Genomic DNA, 19,005 nt, shown 5'->3' on the forward strand with positions numbered 1-19,005 from the left:
AGTTAAGAGAGCCGCCGTCGGCGGGGGCGGACAGCCGGGATTTGCGGATTACATGATTGGGCGTGCCGCCAGAGCTGGTCGCGTGATGACGCGGCATCGATCGGGCGTGGCTCCTCTGCTCGCGACATGGACCACGGTGGCGCTCTGTTGCGCCCTGCCCTCCGCTGCACGGGCGGAAGCGCTCCCGGAGGCGCTCGCCAAAGCCTACCAGACCAATCCGCAGCTCAATGCCGAGCGTGCGCGGCAGCGCGCCACCGACGAGAACGTGCCGCAGGCCCTCGCCGGCTACCGGCCACAGATCGAGGCAAGCCTCAGCGCCGGGCTGCAATCGGTCCGCAATCTGCTGCCCAACAACACCATCCAGACCGCCAATCTGAAGCCATGGATCATCGGCGTCACCGTGTCGCAGACCCTGTTCAACGGTTTCCGCACCGCCAACAACGTGCGGGCCGCTGAACTCCAGGTACAGTCGGGCCGCGAGGCGCTGCGCAACGTCGGCCAGGGCGTGCTGCTCGACGCGGTCACCGCCTATACCAATGTGCTCGCCAACCAGTCGCTGGTCGAGGCGCAGCGCTCCAACGTCGCCTTCCTGCGCGAAACGCTTTCGGTCACCCAGCGGCGCCTCAACGCCGGCGACGTCACGCCGACCGACAGCGCCCAGGCCGAGGCGCGGCTCAACCGCGGGCTTTCCGATCTCAACGCCGCCGAAGTCGCGCTGGCGGTGAGCCAAGCGATCTACGCGCAAATGATCGGCAATGCTCCGTCGCAGCTTCGGGTCGCCGAAGTCGTCGACCGCTATCTGCCGAAGAGCCGCGAAGACGCGCTGACGATGGCGATCCGCCAGCACCCGGCGGTGATGGCGGCGGGCTTCGACGTCGATGTCGCCTCCACCAACATCCGCGTCGCCGAAGGCGCGCTGCTGCCGAGCGCCAGCGTCCAGGGCAGCGCCAGCAAGAGCCGCAACAACGACCCGACGCTCGGCACCTTCGCCGAAGATCAGGCCTCGATCGTCGCCAATGTCACCGTGCCGATCTACGACGGCGGCCAGGCCGCCGCACAGACCCGGCAGGCCAAGGAAATCACGGCGCAGAGCCGGCTCGTGCTCGACCAGGTGCGCAACCAGGCGCGCACCGCGGCGGTCAGCGCGTGGGTTGCCAATGAAGGTGCCAAGGTCGCGGTCTCGGCCTCGGAGTCCGAAGTGAAGGCGGCGACCGTCGCGCTCCAGGGCGTGCAGCGCGAGGCCGCCGGCGGACAGCGCACGACAGTGGATGTGCTGAACTCGCAGGCCGATTTGATCCAGGCCAAGGCCCGCCTGATCGGCGCCAATCGCGACCGCGTGATCGCCTCCTACACGCTGCTCAGCGCCGTCGGCCATCTCGACGTCAAAACCTTGAGCCTGAATACGCCGGACTATCTGCCCGAGGTACACTACCATCAGGTCCGCGACGCCTGGCACGGCCTGCGCACGCCGTCCGGGCAGTAGTTTCAAATCGTCTAGCTTGCTGCCGATGAAAAGCTGCCGCATCCATCTGATGGGAGCTTCAGGCTCCGGCGTGACGACGATCGGCCGCGCGCTCGCTGGCCGGCTTGCGCTGCCGCATCACGACAGCGATGATTATTTCTGGCTGCCGACCGCGCCGCCCTACCAGACCACGCGCCCCGCCGCCGAGCGTTTGCGGCTGATGCGCGAGATGTTTCTGCCGCGGCTCGATTGGGTGCTGAGCGGAACCGTCACCGGCTGGGGCGACGAGCTCATCCCAGTCTTCGATCTCGTCGTCTTTGTGACGACGCCGCGCGAGCTTCGCTTGCAGCGGCTGCGTGGCCGCGAGGCTACGCATTTCGGAGCGGATGCCGTCGCACGGGGCGGCTGGCGTCATGAGGAGGTGGAGTCGTTCGTCGATTGGGCCTCGCACTACGAAGCCGGCGATCGCGACGGCCGCAGTCTCGCAAAAGATGAGGCGTGGCTCGCGAAGCTGCCCTGCCCGGTCGTGCGCGTCGACGGCTCACGCCCGCTTGCGGACCTCGTCGAGCAGCTATGCAGCGAAGCGCAGCGACTGCCGGGCTGATGTGATACTGTCGCGACGCCACTGCCAGATAATAAAAACGGGGAGAGAAAACCATGCTCAGCCGACGCAGCATCCTGCTTGCCTCCCTTGCCGCCGGAGTTGCCATGTCCGACAAAGCCCACGCTCGTGCCGCGCAGCCCGCGACGCCGGTCAATTTCGACGTCCCGGCCCACGCCTGCGACTGTCACACCCACATCCACGGCGACGTCGAGAAATTTCCGTTTTTTGCCGGACGCGTCTATACGCCCGAGCCGGCGAGCCCCGAAGAAATGGCCGCGCTGCACAAGGCGCTGCATATCGAGCGCGTGGTTATCGTGACGCCGAGCGTCTATGGCACCGATAACTCCTCCACCCTGTTCGGCATGAAGGCGCGCGGCGCGGCCGCGCGCGGGGTGGCCGTGATCGACGACAAAACGACCGAGGCCCAGCTCGACACGATGCAAGCAGACGGCTTTCGCGGTGTCCGCCTCAATCTCGCGACCGGCGGCGTTAACGACCCCAATGTCGGCCGGCCGCGCTTCACCGCCGCAGTCGAGCGCATGAAGGCGCGCGGCTGGCACGTACAGCTGTACACCACGCTCCCCATGATCTCGGCGATCAAGGACCTCGTCGAGACGGCGCCGGTCCCCGTCGTGTTCGACCATTTCGGCGGCCTTGATGCTTCGCTCGGGCTGGAGCAGCCGGGATTTGCCGATTTGGTCGCGCTCGTGAAATCCGGCAAGGCCTATGTCAAGATTTCCGGCGCCTACCGCTCGTCGAAGCTCGCACCCGATTATCAGGACATGGTGCCGTATGCCCGCGCGCTGATCGCGGCGAATGCGGATCGCATCGTCTGGGGCACGGACTGGCCGCATCCGGATTCGAGCCGTGTCGAGGGACGCAAGGCCACCGACATCGCGCCCCTTTATCAGATCGACGACGGCCGCCTGCTCAACCAGCTTCCGGTGTGGGCGCCGGATGCGGATGTGCGCAAGAATATCCTGGTCGATAACCCGGCGCGACTCTACGGGTTTTGACGTCAGCGTGCGCGGCGGGAGAAGAAGGAGATCAGCACCGGCAGCGTCACCAGGATCACGATCGGTGCCAGCATCATGCCTGTCACCACGACCACCGCGAGCGGCTTCTGCACCTGCGAGCCGATGCCTTCCGACAGCGCGGCCGGCAACAAGCCGATGCCGGCGACGACGCAGGTCATCAGCACCGGCCGAAGCTGCAATTCGCCGGTGCGTATCACCGCGCTCATGCGGTCCATGCCCTCTTCGATGAGCTGGTTGAACTGCGACAGGATGATGATGCCGTCCATCACGGCGATGCCGAACAGCGCGATGAAGCCGATCGCTGCCGAGACGCTAAAGGCGGTGCCGGTGATCAAGAGACCGAGCACGCCGCCGAAGATCGCCATCGGGATCACGCTCATGGCGAGCAGCGTGTCGGTCATCGAGCCGAAATTGAACCAGAGCAGGACGCCGATCAGCGCGAGCGAGATCGGCACCACGATCGACAATCGCCGGATCGCGTCCTGGAGATTGCCGAATTCGCCGACCCAATCCATGTGCGCGCCGGGCGGCAGCTGCACCTGATCGGCGATCTTCTGCTGCGCCTCGCGGATCGCGCTGCCGAGGTCGCGTTCACGCACCGAGAATTTGATCGGCAGATAGCGTTCCTGCTGCTCGCGATAAATGTAGGCCGCACCCGAGACGAGGCTGATGGTGGCGACCTCGCTCAGCGGGATCTGCGTGACGGTGCCGTTCGGTCCGGGCGCGCCGATCCGCAAATTCTGGATCGCCTCGGCGCTCCTGCGGAATTCCGGCGCGAGACGAACGATGATCGGGAAGTGGCGGTCGCTTCCCGCCTCGTAGATGTCACCCGCGGTGTCGCCGCCGATCGCGACCTTGATGGTGGCGTTGATGTCGCCCGGCGCGAGGCCGTAGCGCGCGGCCTTGGCACGGTTGATGTCGATCTGGATGGTCGGCTGCCCGAGGGAGGTGAACACCGCAAGGTCGGTGACGCCCTGCACGGTTGCCAGCACCGACTTGATCTTGTTGGCGGTGTCGGTCAGCGCCTGGAGATCGCTGCCGAACAGCTTGATCGAGTTCTCGCCCTTCACGCCGGAGACGGCTTCGGAGACGTTGTCCTGGAGATATTGCGAGAAGTTGAACTCGACGCCGGGGAAGCGATCGTCGAGCTGCTTGAGCAGTTGCGCCGTCAGCTCTTCCTTGTCGCGGGTGCCGGGCCATTGGCTGGCGGGCTTGAGCGGCGCGAAGAACTCGGCGTTGAAGAAGCCGGCGGCGTCGGTGCCGTCATCGGGGCGGCCGTGCTGCGACACCACGGATTCCACTTCAGGCCGCGCGCGGATCAGCTTGCGCATCTCGTTGACATAGGAGTTGCCTTCCTGGAGTGAGATGGTCGGCGGCAGCGTGGCGCGGATCCAGAGATTGCCCTCCTCCAGCTTCGGCAGGAATTCGAGGCCAAGCAACCGGCTGAGCGCAACCGTCATCAGCACGAGGCCGAACGCGCCACCGAGCATGATGCCGCGGTTGGCAACCGCCCAATTCAGCACCGGCATGTAGATCCGATGCAGGATCAGCATCACCCTGGTCTCGGTCTCCCTGACATGCGCGGGCAGGATGATCGCGGATAGCGCCGGAGTGACGGTGAAGGTCGCAAGCAGACCGCCGGCCAGCGCGTAGGCGTAGGTCCGGGCCATCGGCCCGAAGATGTTGCCCTCGACGCCGGAGAGCGTGAACAGCGGCAGAAAGGCCGCGATGATGATCGCCGCGGCGAAGAAGATCGAACGGGAGACGTCGGCCGCCGCGCTGAGGATGGCGTGGCTTTTCATGCCGAAAAGCGTCTCGGACGACATCTGCTCGGATTCCGACATCGGCGTCGTCTGCGTCAGGCGCCGGAAGATCGCCTCCACCATGATGACGGTGGCATCGACGATCAGGCCGAAATCGATCGCGCCGACCGACAACAGGTTCGCCGATTCCCCGCGCAGCACCAGGATGATCACCGCGAAGAACAGCGCGAACGGAATGGTGGCGCCGACGATCAGCGCACTGCGGAGATCGCCGAGAAAGATCCATTGCAGCAGCACGATCAGCAGAATGCCGATCACCATGTTGTGCAACACGGTGTGGGTCGTGAGGTCGATCAGGTCGCCGCGGTCGTAGATGCGTTCGATACGCACGCCGGGCGGCAGGATGCTGGAGTTGTTGATGGTTTGAACGAGTTGGTGGACGCGCTTGATGGTTGGCGAGCTCTGCTCGCCACGGCGCATCAGGACGATGCCTTGCACGATGTCGTCGGACTCGTCGAGGCCGGCAATGCCGAGACGTGGCTTCTGGCCGACGGTGACGGTGGCGACGTCCTTGACCAGAACCGGGTTGCCGTTGGTCTGCGAGACCATGGTGTTAGCGAGGTCGTCGATCGAGCGGATCAGGCCGACGCCGCGCACCACGGCCGATTGCTGACCGATATTGACGGTGTTACCGCCGACATTGACGTTGGAATTGCCGACCGCCTGGAGCAACTGCGGCAGCGTCAGGCCGTTGGCGACAAGCTTGTTGAAATCGACCTGGAGCTCGTAGGTCTTGCTCTTGCCGCCCCACCCGGTGACGTCGATTACGCCCGGCACCGAACGGAAGCGCCGCTGGAGGATCCAGTCCTGGATGGTCTTGAGGTCGAGCACGCTGTAGTTCGGCGGGCCGACGAGACGGTAGCGGAAGATTTCGCCAATTGGACTGAGCGGCGAGATCTGCGGCTGCACGTTGCCGGGCAGCGGCGCGAGCTGCGCCAGGCGGTTCAAGACCTGCTGCAACGCCTCGTCATAGGTGTAGGCGAAGGAGAACTGCAGTTTAACGTCGGAGAGGCCGTAGAGCGAGATGGTGCGAATGGTCGCCAGGTTCTTCAGACCCGCGACCTGGGTCTCGATCGGAATCGTGATGTAGCGCTCGATCTCCTCCGCCGACAGGCCCGGACTCTGCGTCACGATGTCGACCATCGGCGGGGTCGGATCGGGATAAGCCTCGATGTTGAGCTGGTTGAACGCGATCAGGCCGCCGATGAGCACAGCGACGAACATCCCGACCATCAGGAAGCGCCGGTTGACGGCAAGGGCGACGAGGCGATCCATTCAGGTCTTCAGCTTGTCTTTTTCCCGGCCAGTCGATCAGCTGCCGGACGCCGCGCGGTCGATGAACAGGCTGCCTTTGGTGACCACCTGCTCGCCGGGCTTCAGATTACTGGTGACCTCGACGAGATTGCCATTGATGAGACCGATCTTGATCTCGCGCAGCTCGACCGACTTGTCCTCGCGTGCCACCCAAAGGCGGACCTTGTCGGCTTCGTAGATCAAGGCCTGCTTCGGTACCGCCGGCGCGGCGCGGTCGCCGGACGAATAGATCGTGACATTGGCGAACATCTCGGGCTTCAGCAGGCCGTCCTTGTTGTCGATGGTGGCGCGGACCAGCAGGCGGCGGGTGTTCGGATCGATCGCGGCGGCGACGTAGTTGACCTTGGCGGTCAAGGGGCGGCCCGGCAGCGCCATGACGTTGACGGTAATGTCCTGCCCGATGCACACGGCAGCCGCATCGCTCTCGCGCACAAAGGCGGTGAGCCAGACCGTGGAGAGGTCGCCGACCACGAAGACCGGATCGCTGGCGCCGGAATTGACGTACTGGCCGGGGCCGATCTTACGCTGCACGACCGTGCCCGCGATCGGCGAATAGATCGTGACTTCCGGATTGATGACGCCCTTGTCCTGGAACGCCTTGATCGTCTCGTCGGTGAAGCCGAGAATCCGCAGCTTGTTGCGCGCGGCTTCCAGCGCTGTCGTCGAGGAGCGCATGTCGTTCTGCGCCTGAACCTGGGTCGCTTCCGCCTGCTGATAGTCCTTCAGGGGGATGGCATGGCCCTCATAGAGGTCCTTGGCGCGCTTGAACTGGATGTCGGCAAGATCGATCGCCGACTTCGCCTTGTTCTGCGAGCTCATCGCCGCAATGAAATCGTTCTGGGCCTGCACGGTGTCGGCGGCCTCGATTGTGAACAGCGGTTGACCTTGCTTCAGCACCTCGCCGGGCTTGGCGAGCAGCTTGGTCACCCGCCCGGCATAGGGCGAAAACACCGGCGTCGAACGGTCCTCGTCGACTGCGACCTTGCCCTCGGTGACATACTCGGCGCGGAAGGTCTTGGCCTTGACCGGCTCGATCGTCAGCGTCGCCCATTCCGACGGCGTCGGCGTGAAGTTCTGCGCATTCCTGCGCGACTGGCTGGAGATCTCGGAGTGGTTCTTCTCCTTGGCTCCAGTATGGAGGAAGCCGTAGGCCCCGGCACCGGCAAGAGCTAGTAAAACTACGGATGTAATCACCCGTTGTTTTGTAAGCACCTGCAATCGCTTGGTATTTTCAACTACCATGGGGCCCGGTCATGTCTGCGATGATACCGGCGGATGCCTGCCTCATCGGTCGCGCTAATAGTGCCGAATTGTAATTTCAAACAACCTAAAAAACGCCGGGCGCCTTTCGGTTTGCGTTAAATATTTGCGACGCGTCAGCTTCACGTCAGCTTGTCACCGGCCACTCTGCCGGATGACTGCCGAGCGGCATCGCCGGACGGCTCCATTGCGCCGGCGTCTTCGACAGCAGCGCTGAATGGCGCACCGCCTTCAACGTGCCGAAGCCAGATGGCATGCTCTCGATGAATGCAGCATGTACGGCCTCGCCCGTAATATCCGGGGTGTTCAGGCCATTTTCGAGCCGTCCGAGATTCCACAGCCAGCGCCCGGTCTGCGCCAGCGACACGCGCACGTGCCAGCTGCCGCCTTCGCGGGCCTGGCGGGCCTTGGCCATGATCGCGCCGAACGCCATCAGATAGCCGGTGGCGTGGTCGAGCATCTGCGCCGGCAATTCCTTCGGTCCATCGATGCCGGCGGCCTCTCCCTCGGCATGGTTGAAGCCCGTCGTGGTCTGCACCAGCGAATCGAAGCCCCGCCGTTCCGCCCAGGGACCGGCATGGCCATAGGCCGATAGCGTTACGTAGACGATGCCGGGATTAATTGTCGCTGCGTCCTCCGGCGTAAAGCCGAGAGCGGCGAGCGCGCGCGGGCGATAGCCTTGCGAGAAGATATCGGCGTCTCTCAAGAGCTCACGCAACTGCGTACGCCCGGCCTCGCTCTTTAGCTCGATGAAGGTGGTGAGCTTGCCGCGGCCGGTGTCGATGGTCAGCCACGGAATCGCCGGCAGCGCAGGGCCCGACACGAGCAGCACATCCGCGCCGTGCGCGGCGAGCGTGCGGCCGGCGACGGGGCCCGCGATGACGCGAGAGAGATCGAGCACGCGCAGGCCGGAGAGTGGGCGATCGCCTTTTGGCAGTCGTTGCGGCCACGGCTTTGGCGGAGCCTCGCCGATCTTCTCGATCGAGACCAGCGGCAATTCGGCGAGCGCGCGGGCCTGCGGCAGCGCCGACCATTCGTCGTAGGAACGCATCAGGGCGACGACGCCGCCCGCGGCGTAGGCCGCGGTCTCGAAATCCTCGCCCTTCCAATGCATCAATGCGGCCTGCACCTTCTCGCGCTCGGGCTCGCAGCCGAGGACCTTGCAGACGGCGTCGCGATGATGTGGGAAATTGGTGTGGCAGCGGACGAAGCGGTTGTCGCCGGTTCTGTACACGCCGGCGATGGCGTCCCAGGCGGGCGGCGGCGGCTTGTCTTCGACACGCAAGTAGCGCTCGGAGCGGCATTCGGCGACGGCATGGCGCAGGTCGACGCTAACGTCCTGCGCCTCGCCGCCGCGCAATCTCCAGATTTCCGCGGCGGCGAGGCCGGCGGCTGCTATCGTCGTCTGCCCGGCAATTGCGACGCGAAACGAAGACGGGATTTGCGGCTCCTCGCCCGTTAGCCGCACGCGCGCAAGCGCAGCGGCGTCACCGCCGGCGGAGGTCCAGATGCCACTGAGAATCTCGGCGGGGCTTTGCATGACCCTTCTCTCCCTCTAGTTTGCGACCATCGCATTAGCACACAAGGACATGCAATGGCCGCCATCGATCCTCTCACTGCAGGCGCCGTGTTCATCGCAACGGCGGCCACCGACGCGGTCTATGTCATGTTCACCTCGGCCGTGATCGCGCGCAAGCGCGTGCCTGCGGCGAACTGGAGCGCGGTCTGGTACATGCTCTCGTCCTATGCGGTGATCAGCTACACCGAAAACGCGTTCTATGTGGCTTTCGCGGCGATCGGCTCCTGGGCCGGCGCCTACGCCTCCCTGACATTCCTGCACCGCCCGCCCGGCGGCCCGCCGGTGGGCGCGGCACCGGAGTGAGGGCCGCTGCTTCCACACCGTCATTGCGAGCGAAGCGAAGCAATCCAGAGTCTTTCCGCGGTGGCAGTCTGGATTGCTTCGTCGCAAGGGCTCCTCGCAATGACGATGTGGAGGCTTTTGGGCTTCCCTCGAAACAGCTACACTCGCTGCGACCAACAAAAAAGGAAAACCAAACAATGGATCTCGGTCTCAAAGGCAAGAACGCCATCGTGCTCGGCGGCACGCGCGGCATCGGGCGGGCGATTGCGGTGACGCTGGCCGGCGAAGGCAGCAATGTCGCGGTGTGTGCACGCAACGCCGATCAGGTTGCCGCCACCGTTACGGAGTTGAAGGCCAGCGGGATCCGCGCGACCGGCGGCCCGGTCGATGTCACCGACGGCGCGGCGCTGAAATCCTGGATCGAGGGCGCGGCAAAGGAGCTTGGCGGCATCGACATGCTGTTCTCCAACGCGGGCGCGATGGCGCAGGGCCATGATGCCGCATCGTGGGAGCAGAATTTTCGGCTCGACCTACTCGGCGCCGTGCACGCGTTCGACGCCGCGCGGCCGTTCCTCGAGGCCAGCGGCGACAAGGGTGGCGACGCCGCCTTCGTGATCATCTCATCTATCTCCGCGGCGCAAGCGGACACGGCGAGCTCCTACGGCCCGATCAAGGCGGCGTTGATCCACATGGCCAAGGGACTGGCGCGGCAGTACGCAAAGAAGAAGATCCGCGTCAACGTGGTCTCGCCCGGCACGGTCTATTTCAAGGGCGGTGTCTGGGAGATGATCGAGCAGAACATGCCCGAGCGCTACAATGATGCGATGAAGCGTAACCCCACCGGCCGCATGGCGACGCCGCAGGAAATCGCGAGCGCAGCGGTGTTTCTGGCGAGCGCGGTGTCGGGGTTCACCACGGGCTCCAATCTGGTGGTGGACGGCGCGATCTCGAACCGGGTGAATTTTTGAGGCGGGCATGCGCGTCCCTGCGTTTCCGTCATCCTGAGGTGCGAAGCTTGCGATGCAAAGCATCGCAAGAAGAGCCTCGAAGGATGAACGGCCCGGATGCAGCCGGGCCGTCGCCCTTCGAGGGCCGCTGAAGAAGCGGCCACCTCAGGGTGACGGTGCGAGAGCGGCGCGGCCCACACCCTCAATGAAAATCCCGCGACGGCGGCAGGATGCGGACATTACGGGGATGGCGAAGTTTTTGCGCGGGCGCATCCGGGTGGGCGCGGGGATCGTCGTTGAGCGGTTCGATCGGGGCGGCGCCTGCCGGCACCGGATGCTTGCGGCCGAGGGCGTCGTTGGCGAGGCCGACCAGATCGTGCGAGCGGTCGACCATGCGCTGGGCAATGAGGTGCGTCACCTTTTCGGGACTGCTCTGGATATAGCCCTCGACCAGGATGAGGCGCGCGCCCATCACCTCTTTCCGGTACTGCTCCATGATTTTCGGCCATACCACGACATTGGCGATGCCGGTTTCGTCCTCCAGTGTCATGAACACGACGCCGCTGGCGCTGCCCGGCCGCTGCCGTACCAGCACGACGCCGGCACAGCGGACGCGGCGCCGCTCGTTGTCATGATTGATGTCCTTGCAGGCGACGATGCGCTCGCGCGTAAACATCTCGCGCAAAAATTCCATCGGATGGCCCTTGAGCGAAAGGCGAATGGTCTGGTAGTCCGCGACCACCTGTTCGGCGCGCGGCATCACCGGCAACGGCCTGGCGTGCTCGTCCGGCTGCTCGCGTGCGGTGGCCACCTCGAACAGCGGCAGTGGCACGTCATCGGGCAGGCGCCGCACCTGCCACAGCGCCTCGCGGCGGTCGAGCCCGAGCGAACGGAACGCGTCGGCATCGGCGAGCAGGATCAGCGCGCGCTTGGGCAGTCCGGTGTCGCGCGCGAAGTCTTCCAGAGAGGTGAAAGGCCGGCGGTTGCGGGCGGCGACGATACGGTCGGCCCAGTCGGGCGCTCTCTCCACATTTTCATTCCGAGGCGCGCCTCTTTTCAGCCTTTCCTCATCCTCATCGAGCCAATGGAAACCGTCGATCTGGCGGAAGCCCAGGCGCACGGCGCAATATTTGCCACGTCCTTCTTCCAGCGTATTCTGCGCAAAGCTGTGGGACACGTCGATGTCGCGCACCTCGACGCCGTTCTTGCGGGCGTCGCTGACGATCTGCGCCGGGGCGTAAAAGCCCATCGGCTGCGAGTTCAGAAGGCCGCAGCAGAATGCATCAGGATGGTAATGCTTCAGCCATGAGGAGATATAGACAAGCTGCGCGAAGCTTGCGGCATGGCTCTCCGGAAAACCGTAACTGCCAAAGCCCTTGATCTGTTCGAAACAGTTTCTGGCAAAATCAGGCGCATAGCCGCGCGCGATCATGTTGCCGATCATCTTGTCTTCGAACTTGCCGATGGTGCCGACATTGCGGAACGTTGCCATCGCACGGCGCAGGCCGTTGGCCTCCTCGGCCGTGAACTTCGCGGCTTCGATCGCGATCCGCATCGCCTGTTCCTGGAACAAGGGCACGCCGAGTGTCTTGTGCAGCACTCTGTAGAGCTCGTCCTTGTCGCCATGCTCCGGTGACGGCGATGGATAATTCACTTTTTCCAAGCCGTTCCGCCGCCGCAAATAGGGATGCACCATGTCGCCCTGGATCGGGCCCGGCCGCACGATCGCGACCTCGATCACGAGATCATAGAAGGTCCGTGGCCTCAGCCGGGGCAACATGTTCATCTGCGCGCGACTCTCGACCTGGAACACGCCGAGCGATTCCCCGTCGCACAGCATGTCGTAGACTTTGGAATCATCCTGCGGGACGCTCGCCAGCATCCAGCGTTCGCCCTTGTGCTGCTCGATCAGATCAAAGCACTTGCGGATGCAGGTCAGCATGCCCAGCGCGAGCACGTCGACCTTCATCATGCTGAGCGCGTCGATATCGTCCTTGTCCCATTCGATGAAGGTGCGATCATCCATCGCGGCATTTCCGATCGGCACATAGGTGTCGAGCCGGTCTTGCGTGAGCACATAGCCGCCGACATGCTGGGACAGATGGCGCGGGAATTCGATCAGCTCGGTCGCGAGCTCGACCGCGAGGTTGATCATGGAATTTTGCGGATCGAGGCCGGCCTGCCTGACCTGCATGTCGTTGAGGCCCTTGCCCCAGCTTCCCCAGACGGTGTCGGCGAGTGCGGCGGTGACGTCCTCGGTCAGGCCCAGCGCCTTGCCGACGTCGCGGATGGCGCTGCGCGGGCGATAATGAATGACGGTGGCGATGATCGCGGCGCGATGGCGACCGTAACGGCGATAGACATATTGCATCACCTCCTCGCGCCGCGAATGCTCGAAATCAACGTCGATGTCGGGCGGCTCCAGCCGCTCCTTGGAGATGAAGCGCTCAAACAGCAGATCGACCTTGGTCGGGTCGACCGAGGTGATGCCGAGCACGTAACAGACCGCCGAATTCGCCGCCGATCCCCGCCCCTGGCACAAAATGTTCTGGCTGCGCGCGTAATGCACGATGTCGTGCACGGTGAGAAAGTAATGCGCGTATTTCAGCTCGGCGATCAACGCGAGTTCTTTCTTCAGGGTGGCGCGCAGCTTGTCGTCGATCTTGCCGCCGAAATATTTGTCGACACCGGCCCAGGTCAGATCCTCCAGATGCCCTTGCGCGGTCTTCCCCGGCGGCACCGGCTCATCCGGATACTGGTATTTGAGCTGATCGAGCGAGAAGGTGATCTTGTCCGTAAAGCGCATGGTCTCCGCGATAGCCTCGGGAAAATCGCGGAACAGCCGCGCCATCTCCCTGGGCGTCTTCAGAAACCGCTCTGCATTGGCTTCCAGCTTCCGGCCGACTGCCTCGATCGTGGTTTTCTCCCGGATGCAGGTCAGCACGTCCTGGAGGAGACGGCGCGCGGGATGGTGATAGAGCACCTCGTTGGTCGCGAGCAGCGGCACTTTTGCTTTTGCGGCGAGATCATCGAGCTGCGCGAGGCGACGGCGGTCGTCGCCGCGATAGACCAGGCTCGCCGCCAGCCACACGCCCTCGGCGCGACTTGCCTTCAGCTTGGCGAGGGTGTCCTGCGCTTGCGCCGTATCGAAGCGATGCGGCAGCGTCAGGATCAGGAGCTGGCCTTCGGAAAACGCAAGGAGGTCGGCGAAGGTGAGATGGCATTCGCCCTTCGCGATCCGCGTGATGTCGTCGCCGCGCTTGCCCCTGGTGAGAAGCTGACACAGCCGGCCATAGGCGGCGCGGTCGCGCGGATAGACCAGAATATCGGGCGTACCATCGATGAAGACGATGCGCGTGCCGATCAGCAGTTTTGGCTTGTGCAGCACCTCGTCATTGTCGAGCTCCTTGTAGGCCCGCACCACGCCGGCGAGCGTGTTGTGGTCGGCGATACCGATCGCGGGAATGCCGAGGATGCTGGCCTGATGCACATAGGCGCGCGGATCCGAGCCGCCGCGCAGGAAGGAGAAATTCGTGGTGATGCCGATCTCGGCATAGGCGGGCGTGTTCATGCGAAGAGACCGTGCACATACCAACCGGGAGGAACGGGCTTGCCGTCGCCGTCGAAGCACTCCCCCTCGTAAAGACCGTCGCGAAAGATCCAGAAGCGAAGGCCCTCGGCATCCTCGATACGGAAATAGTCCCGCGTCAGTTGCTTGCCGTCCTGCCGCCACCATTCCATGGCGATGCGCTCGGGGCCTTCCACCCGCACCACCGCATGCAGCGCGCGACGCCAGGTGAATTGATGCGGCGGCCCGTCGGGCACGGTCGCGAACGGCACATTGATCGGCTCAGGCTTGTCGAACAGCCGCAACGGACGCAATGGCGGCTCGGTCTCGGTGCGCGCAGGCCATTCGGCCTGCATGGCCACGGCGAGATGATGTTGTGCCGGCGCGGCCAGCACCGCACATTCGGGGATATGGGTATCCTCAGGCAGATGCACGACGACGCGCTTTCCGCCGATGCGCGCGGCGATGCGGTCGATCAGCGCGGCAAGCTCATCATTGTCGTGGACATGGGCGTCGAGATCGCGCTGCTCTTGCACCACGATCTCGGTGCGGCTTGCCGACAGCCGCACCATGTCGAAGCCGAAGCCGGGATCGAGCGGATCGGCAAGCGCATCGAGACGCTCGCGGAACAGCCGGTCGATGACTTTGCTTTGCGTCACGGGACGTCCGGTCTCGACCATGATCGCACGCACCGCGCCGTCGGTACGGAAGAAGGTGGCCTCCAGCCGTCGCGCGCCCTTGCCCTGCTTCTCCATCGACGCGATCAACGTGTCCGCGAGGCGCGACAGCGTCATCGCGATCATGGTGTCGGTCGCGATCGGCTCGGCAAAGCGTTTCTCCACGATGTAATCGGGCAGCGGCTTTCGTGGATTGATCGGCGCATCGCCCTGCCCCAGCGCATGCGCGAGCAGCGTGGAGAACCGCGCGCCGAACCGCGCCGTGATTTCGCTCGGCGTGCGCGAGGCGACATCGCCGATGGTTTTCAGGCCGGCGCGTCGCAGGCCGGTGCTGATGGCCTCACCCGCACCAAGCGCGGACACCGGAAATCGGCTGATTGCCGCCGCCTCCCCACCATCGGCAACGATGGTCCCTGAAGATTGCCGCGTCAGCGTACGCGCGCAGACCGAGGTGCCGGCGATCGCCGCGCTGACGGCAAAGCCCTGGCGGTCGAGGGCACGGACAAGGGTTTGCAACAGCGCAGCCTCGCCGCCGAACAGATGCGCGCAGCCGGTGATGTCGAGGAACAGCCCGTGCGGCGGATCGAGCGCCACCAGCGGCGTGAAGCGGTCGCACCAGTCGGCGATGTCGCTAATCGTCTTGGCATCGGCCACGGCATCGGCGTCGAACACCTTTAGATCCGGACACATCGCCCGGGCATTGGCCAGGGGCTGGCCGATATACAGACCGAGGCGCTCGGCGGCCTCGTCCAGCGCATGGATCACCAGCGCGTTGCTGTCCTTGATGACGACAATGCTCGGATCATTGGTTCTACCCAGCCCGACGTTGCCGAAGAACCGCTGGATCCGATCGATGGGCAGGCGCGGCAGCCACAGGCTGAGAACACGCCGACGATTCAGAGAACTGGCACTCATCACATTTCCATTCCATGATCCACCGGCCGCACGGGCCATGACGATTGCGCAGGAGCTCGGCATCGAAGCGCGGCGCGCCCCAGGCACTCCACACCGCCCCCGGCGGCGAATGCGCCGCGCGAAGCATCCATCTGGTCTCGGCGGTCGAGGGCAAAGGTTGCGCGGCCATCCGCAGCAACAGGCCAGTCACGCCCGAAGACTGCGCAGCCAGTGTCAGCTTGCGGCTCGCCACGAGATCGAACTGCCTGGTCTCACCCCAGAGCTCGAGCACGACGGCGCCCAGCGCGTCGCAGGCGAGCGCATCGGCCGACGTGCGCAGTGCACTCTCCACGTCGGCGGCGCGCACCATCACCATGCGGCGCGGATCGAGGCCGATCTCGGCGAGCCCGCTCATCGACAGCGCGCCGGTTTCAATTTCTGAAAAATCCTGCCGCACCCACAGCAGCGGCTTGCGTGTCGTCACGCGCCCCGCAAGTCCGGTGACAAAGCCCGTCGCGGCCGCGCCCTGACGTCCCTCGCAAAACACCTCGTGGATTGCCGCGCGCGCGAGCCCGCCCTTCAGCGCGCTGTCGGCCTCGCGGTGGCCCAGCGCGACGCGGTCGCGATGATGCACGACCTCCGCCATCTCGATGCGCTCGATCTGGCCGCGCAAGGCTGCAAGCGCGCTTGTTCGTGCGCCGCTCATATACGCCGCTCCTCAAGGGTGATTGCCGGTGGCTCTCAAAAAGAGAACCAGCGGCTAGCTCATTTGTTCATGATATGTTCTAATATAAAGCTAACGACGCCCCGGGAGTCAATCGAATTGGCGGGCCTCGGGATTCATGAGCTGAATCAAAGGGATTCCAATATGGACGTGCAACGCAAGCTGGAAATCCTGGCGGACGCTGCCAAGTATGATGCGTCCTGCGCCTCCAGCGGCACCGAGCGGCGGGCTTCCAGCGACGGCAAGGGCATGGGCTCGACCGCGCCCGGCATGGGTATCTGCCATTCCTACGCGCCGGACGGCCGCTGTATCTCGCTGCTCAAGGTGCTGCTGACCAACGCCTGCAATTACGACTGCCTCTATTGCGTCAACAGGGCCTCCTCCAACGTGCCGCGTGCCCGCTTCACCATCGACGAAGTGGTCAAGCTGACGCTCGACTTTTACCGGCGCAATTACATCGAAGGGCTGTTTCTCTCCTCCGGCATCATCCGCAACCCCGACTACACCATGGAGCAGGTGGTGAGCGTCGCGCGCAAACTACGGGAGGAGCATCACTTCCGCGGCTACATCCATCTCAAGACGATCCCCGAGGCTGACGATGCATTGATCTCCGAGGCCGGCAAATATGCCGACCGTCTCTCCATCAACATCGAAATGCCGCAGGAGACGAGCCTGCAGCAATTCGCGCCCGAGAAGGACGTGCGCGCGATCCGCCGTACCATGGGCCGGCTGCGGCTGAAGCTGGACGAGGCCGAGGAAAGCCGCAGCGCGAAGACGAAAGCCAAGCCGCAGCGCTTCGCGCCGGCTGGCCAAAGCACGCAGATGATCGTCGGCGCCGACGCGGCCTCCGACCACACCATCCTTCACACCAGCGCCAATCTCTACGGTTCATACCGGCTGAGGCGCGTCTATTATTCCGCGTTCAGCCCGATCCCCGACGCCAGCCGCGCGCTGCCTCTGCGCGCGCCGCCCTTGCTGCGCGAGCACCGTCTCTACCAGGCCGACTGGCTGATGCGGTTCTACGGCTTCGACGTCGGCGAGATCATCGACGACAGCGCGATGCTGCCGCTCGACATCGATCCAAAACTCGCCTGGGCGCTGCGCCACCGCGACCGCTTCCCGCTCGACGTCAACCGCGCCAGCCGCGAGGAATTGTTGCGCGTGCCAGGCTTCGGCACCAAAGCGGTCGAGCGCATCATCGCGGCGCGCCGCACGACCACGATCCGCGTCGCCGATCTCGCGCGGCTGCATGTGCCCCGGAATAAAGCGCTGCCGTTCATCGTCCTCAGCGATCACCGGCCCACGCCGCATCGTCTCGACGAGGCACGGCTGATCGAACGGTTCAAGCCGAAGGCAACACAACTGGGATTTGGCTTCTGATGCAGTACATCACCCTCGAGAACGAAACCGATTTCGATGGCTGGCGCAAAGCCGCGCGTAGCCTCGTGCTTCACCAAATGAAGCCGGCCGACATCACCTGGGCCGTGCGGGGCGGCGAAGCGGAGCTGTTCGCGCCGCCCTCGCCGTCTCCGCTGCCGGCCGGTGGCGACGGCACCTTCAACGTGCCTGCAAAATTCGTCGAGCTCGCCAAGGCCGCGATCCTGCATCGCGATCCCGAGCGTTTCGCCATCCTCTATCGCCTGCTGTTTCGGCTGAAGGACAATCACGACCTCATCGAGGTCGCGACCGATGCCGATGTCGCGCAAGTCACGGTCATGGCAAAGGCGATCTACCGCGACGAGCACAAGATGCATGCCTTCGTGCGCTTCCGCGAGATCGGCAGGGAACGCGAAGCCCACTACGTTGCGTGGTTCGAGCCGGAGCATCATATCGTCGAGCTCGCCGCGCCGTTCTTCGCCAAGCGCTTTGCCGACATGCCCTGGTCGATCCTGACGCCGGATCTGTGCGCGCATTGGGATGGCCATGCGCTCTCGTTCACATCAGGCGTCAGCAAGAGCGAGGCGCCGAGCGAAGACCGGCTGGAGGAAACCTGGCGGCGCTACTATGCCAGCATCTTCAATCCGGCCCGCCTGAAGGTGAAGGCGATGCAAACGGAGATGCCGAAGAAATATTGGAGGAACCTGCCCGAGGCTTCGATCATTAAGCCTCTGATCGAGGATGCCGAACGCATGACCGGCGCCATGATCGCCAATGCCGCAACCGATCCGCACAAGCCTCAAAAGCGGCCGGAGGCTCCGATGAAACGCAAGACCGCTACCGACGATCTCGAAGCGCTCCGCGAGGAGGCCGCCCACTGCCGCGCCTGCCATCTCTACAAGGACGCGACCCAGACCGTGTTCGGCGAAGGTCCGAAATCCGCCAATATCATGCTGGTCGGCGAACAGCCCGGCGACAAGGAAGACCTCGCCGGCCATCCCTTCGTCGGTCCGGCCGGCCAGATGCTCGACCGGGCACTGCAGGAGGCCGGCGTCGACCGCAAGAAGGTCTATGTCACCAACGCGGTGAAACACTTCAAATTCGTGCCGCGCGGCAAAATCCGCCTGCATCAGAAGCCGAATACGCCGGAGATAAAGGCCTGCCGACAGTGGTATGAGCGGGAAGTCTCCGTCATCCAGCCCGATCTCATCGTAGCGATGGGCGCGACCGCCGCGCAGAGCGTGTTCGGCAAGATCACCCCGATCGGCAAGACCCGCGGCCGGCTGATCGATCTTCCTGACGGTCACAAGGCGCTGGTGACGGTGCACCCGTCCTATCTGCTACGGTTGCCCGATCCGGAAGCCAAGGTGCTGGAATATCAGCGCTTTGTCGAAGACCTGAAGATCGTCGCCGGTTTGCAGAAGAAAGCCGCGCGGGCGGCGTAAATAGCGGCGGAA

The 19,005-nt window shown here is 64.4% G+C and carries 13 protein-coding genes; 7 read left to right on the forward strand and 6 right to left on the reverse strand.

The genetic code is table 11. The annotated features are described in order from the left end of the window. The first annotated feature begins 52 nt into the window (after positions 1–52). The 3 genes from AC0L27_RS01490 to AC0L27_RS01500 are packed head-to-tail and all read left to right on the forward strand — an operon-like array spanning position 53 to position 3,082. Positions 53–1,483, forward strand: coding sequence for a TolC family outer membrane protein (locus AC0L27_RS01490; protein ID WP_473317868.1), 1,431 nt, complete (start codon positions 53–55; stop codon positions 1,481–1,483). A gap of 25 nt (positions 1,484–1,508) precedes the next feature. Continuing rightward, on the forward strand, positions 1,509–2,066 hold the full coding sequence (locus AC0L27_RS01495) for a P-loop NTPase family protein (protein ID WP_354206889.1): 558 nt from the start codon (positions 1,509–1,511) through the stop codon (positions 2,064–2,066). A 53-nt stretch (positions 2,067–2,119) separates the two neighbouring features. Further along, a complete protein-coding gene (locus AC0L27_RS01500; RefSeq protein ID WP_354254072.1) occupies positions 2,120–3,082 on the forward strand; it encodes an amidohydrolase family protein in 963 nt (320 codons plus the stop codon). Positions 3,083–3,084: 2 nt separating this feature from the next. Here AC0L27_RS01500 and AC0L27_RS01505 read toward each other — a convergent pair whose 3' ends face one another. The 3 genes from AC0L27_RS01505 to AC0L27_RS01515 form a co-directional block, all read right to left on the reverse strand. Beyond that, entirely contained in the window at positions 3,085–6,201 is a 3,117-nt protein-coding gene (locus AC0L27_RS01505; protein WP_354206893.1) for an efflux RND transporter permease subunit, read from the reverse strand. A 36-nt stretch (positions 6,202–6,237) separates the two neighbouring features. Next, the gene (locus tag AC0L27_RS01510) at positions 6,238–7,482 is read right to left on the reverse strand and encodes an efflux RND transporter periplasmic adaptor subunit (RefSeq protein WP_354056287.1); all 1,245 of its coding nucleotides are present in this window, start codon (positions 7,480–7,482) and stop codon (positions 6,238–6,240) included. A gap of 145 nt (positions 7,483–7,627) precedes the next feature. Further along, positions 7,628–9,040: a CoA transferase gene (locus AC0L27_RS01515; protein WP_354254070.1), complete on the reverse strand. Its 1,413-nt coding sequence runs from the start codon at positions 9,038–9,040 to the stop codon at positions 7,628–7,630. A 54-nt stretch (positions 9,041–9,094) separates the two neighbouring features. On the opposite strand from AC0L27_RS01515, the gene AC0L27_RS01520 reads away from it, so the two are divergent. Together AC0L27_RS01520 and AC0L27_RS01525 are read left to right on the forward strand one after the other, a co-directional pair. Further along, positions 9,095–9,382, forward strand: coding sequence for a hypothetical protein (locus tag AC0L27_RS01520; RefSeq protein ID WP_092024185.1), 288 nt, complete (start codon positions 9,095–9,097; stop codon positions 9,380–9,382). 176 nt (positions 9,383–9,558) lie between these two features. Further along, on the forward strand, positions 9,559–10,329 hold the full coding sequence (locus AC0L27_RS01525) for an SDR family NAD(P)-dependent oxidoreductase (protein ID WP_473317870.1): 771 nt from the start codon (positions 9,559–9,561) through the stop codon (positions 10,327–10,329). Between the two features lie 181 nt (positions 10,330–10,510). Here AC0L27_RS01525 and AC0L27_RS01530 read toward each other — a convergent pair whose 3' ends face one another. From AC0L27_RS01530 to AC0L27_RS01540, 3 genes are read right to left on the reverse strand one after another with little or no spacing between them, the layout of a single operon-like run. Next, complete coding sequence (locus AC0L27_RS01530) at positions 10,511–13,879, reverse strand: error-prone DNA polymerase (protein ID WP_354206900.1); 3,369 nt, start codon at positions 13,877–13,879, stop codon at positions 10,511–10,513. Further along, on the reverse strand, positions 13,876–15,468 hold the full coding sequence (locus AC0L27_RS01535) for a Y-family DNA polymerase (RefSeq protein ID WP_354206902.1): 1,593 nt from the start codon (positions 15,466–15,468) through the stop codon (positions 13,876–13,878). The genes AC0L27_RS01530 and AC0L27_RS01535 overlap by 4 nt, the downstream gene beginning before the upstream one ends. Beyond that, positions 15,365–16,153 carry an ImuA family protein gene (locus tag AC0L27_RS01540; RefSeq protein WP_354206904.1) on the reverse strand — a complete coding sequence of 263 codons (789 nt, stop codon included), beginning with the start codon at positions 16,151–16,153 and terminating at the stop codon, positions 15,365–15,367. Before AC0L27_RS01540 ends, AC0L27_RS01535 begins: the two co-directional genes overlap by 104 nt. Positions 16,154–16,315: 162 nt before the next feature. On the opposite strand from AC0L27_RS01540, the gene AC0L27_RS01545 reads away from it, so the two are divergent. Together AC0L27_RS01545 and AC0L27_RS01550 are read left to right on the forward strand one after the other, a co-directional pair. Continuing rightward, positions 16,316–17,551, forward strand: a complete 1,236-nt coding sequence (locus AC0L27_RS01545) for a putative DNA modification/repair radical SAM protein (RefSeq protein ID WP_354206906.1) — start codon at positions 16,316–16,318, stop codon at positions 17,549–17,551. Further along, positions 17,551–18,993 carry a UdgX family uracil-DNA binding protein gene (locus AC0L27_RS01550; protein WP_354206908.1) on the forward strand — a complete coding sequence of 481 codons (1,443 nt, stop codon included), beginning with the start codon at positions 17,551–17,553 and terminating at the stop codon, positions 18,991–18,993. Before AC0L27_RS01545 ends, AC0L27_RS01550 begins: the two co-directional genes overlap by 1 nt. Positions 18,994–19,005: the final 12 nt, after the last annotated feature.

Source organism: Bradyrhizobium sp. Ken51 (genome assembly GCF_055807435.1).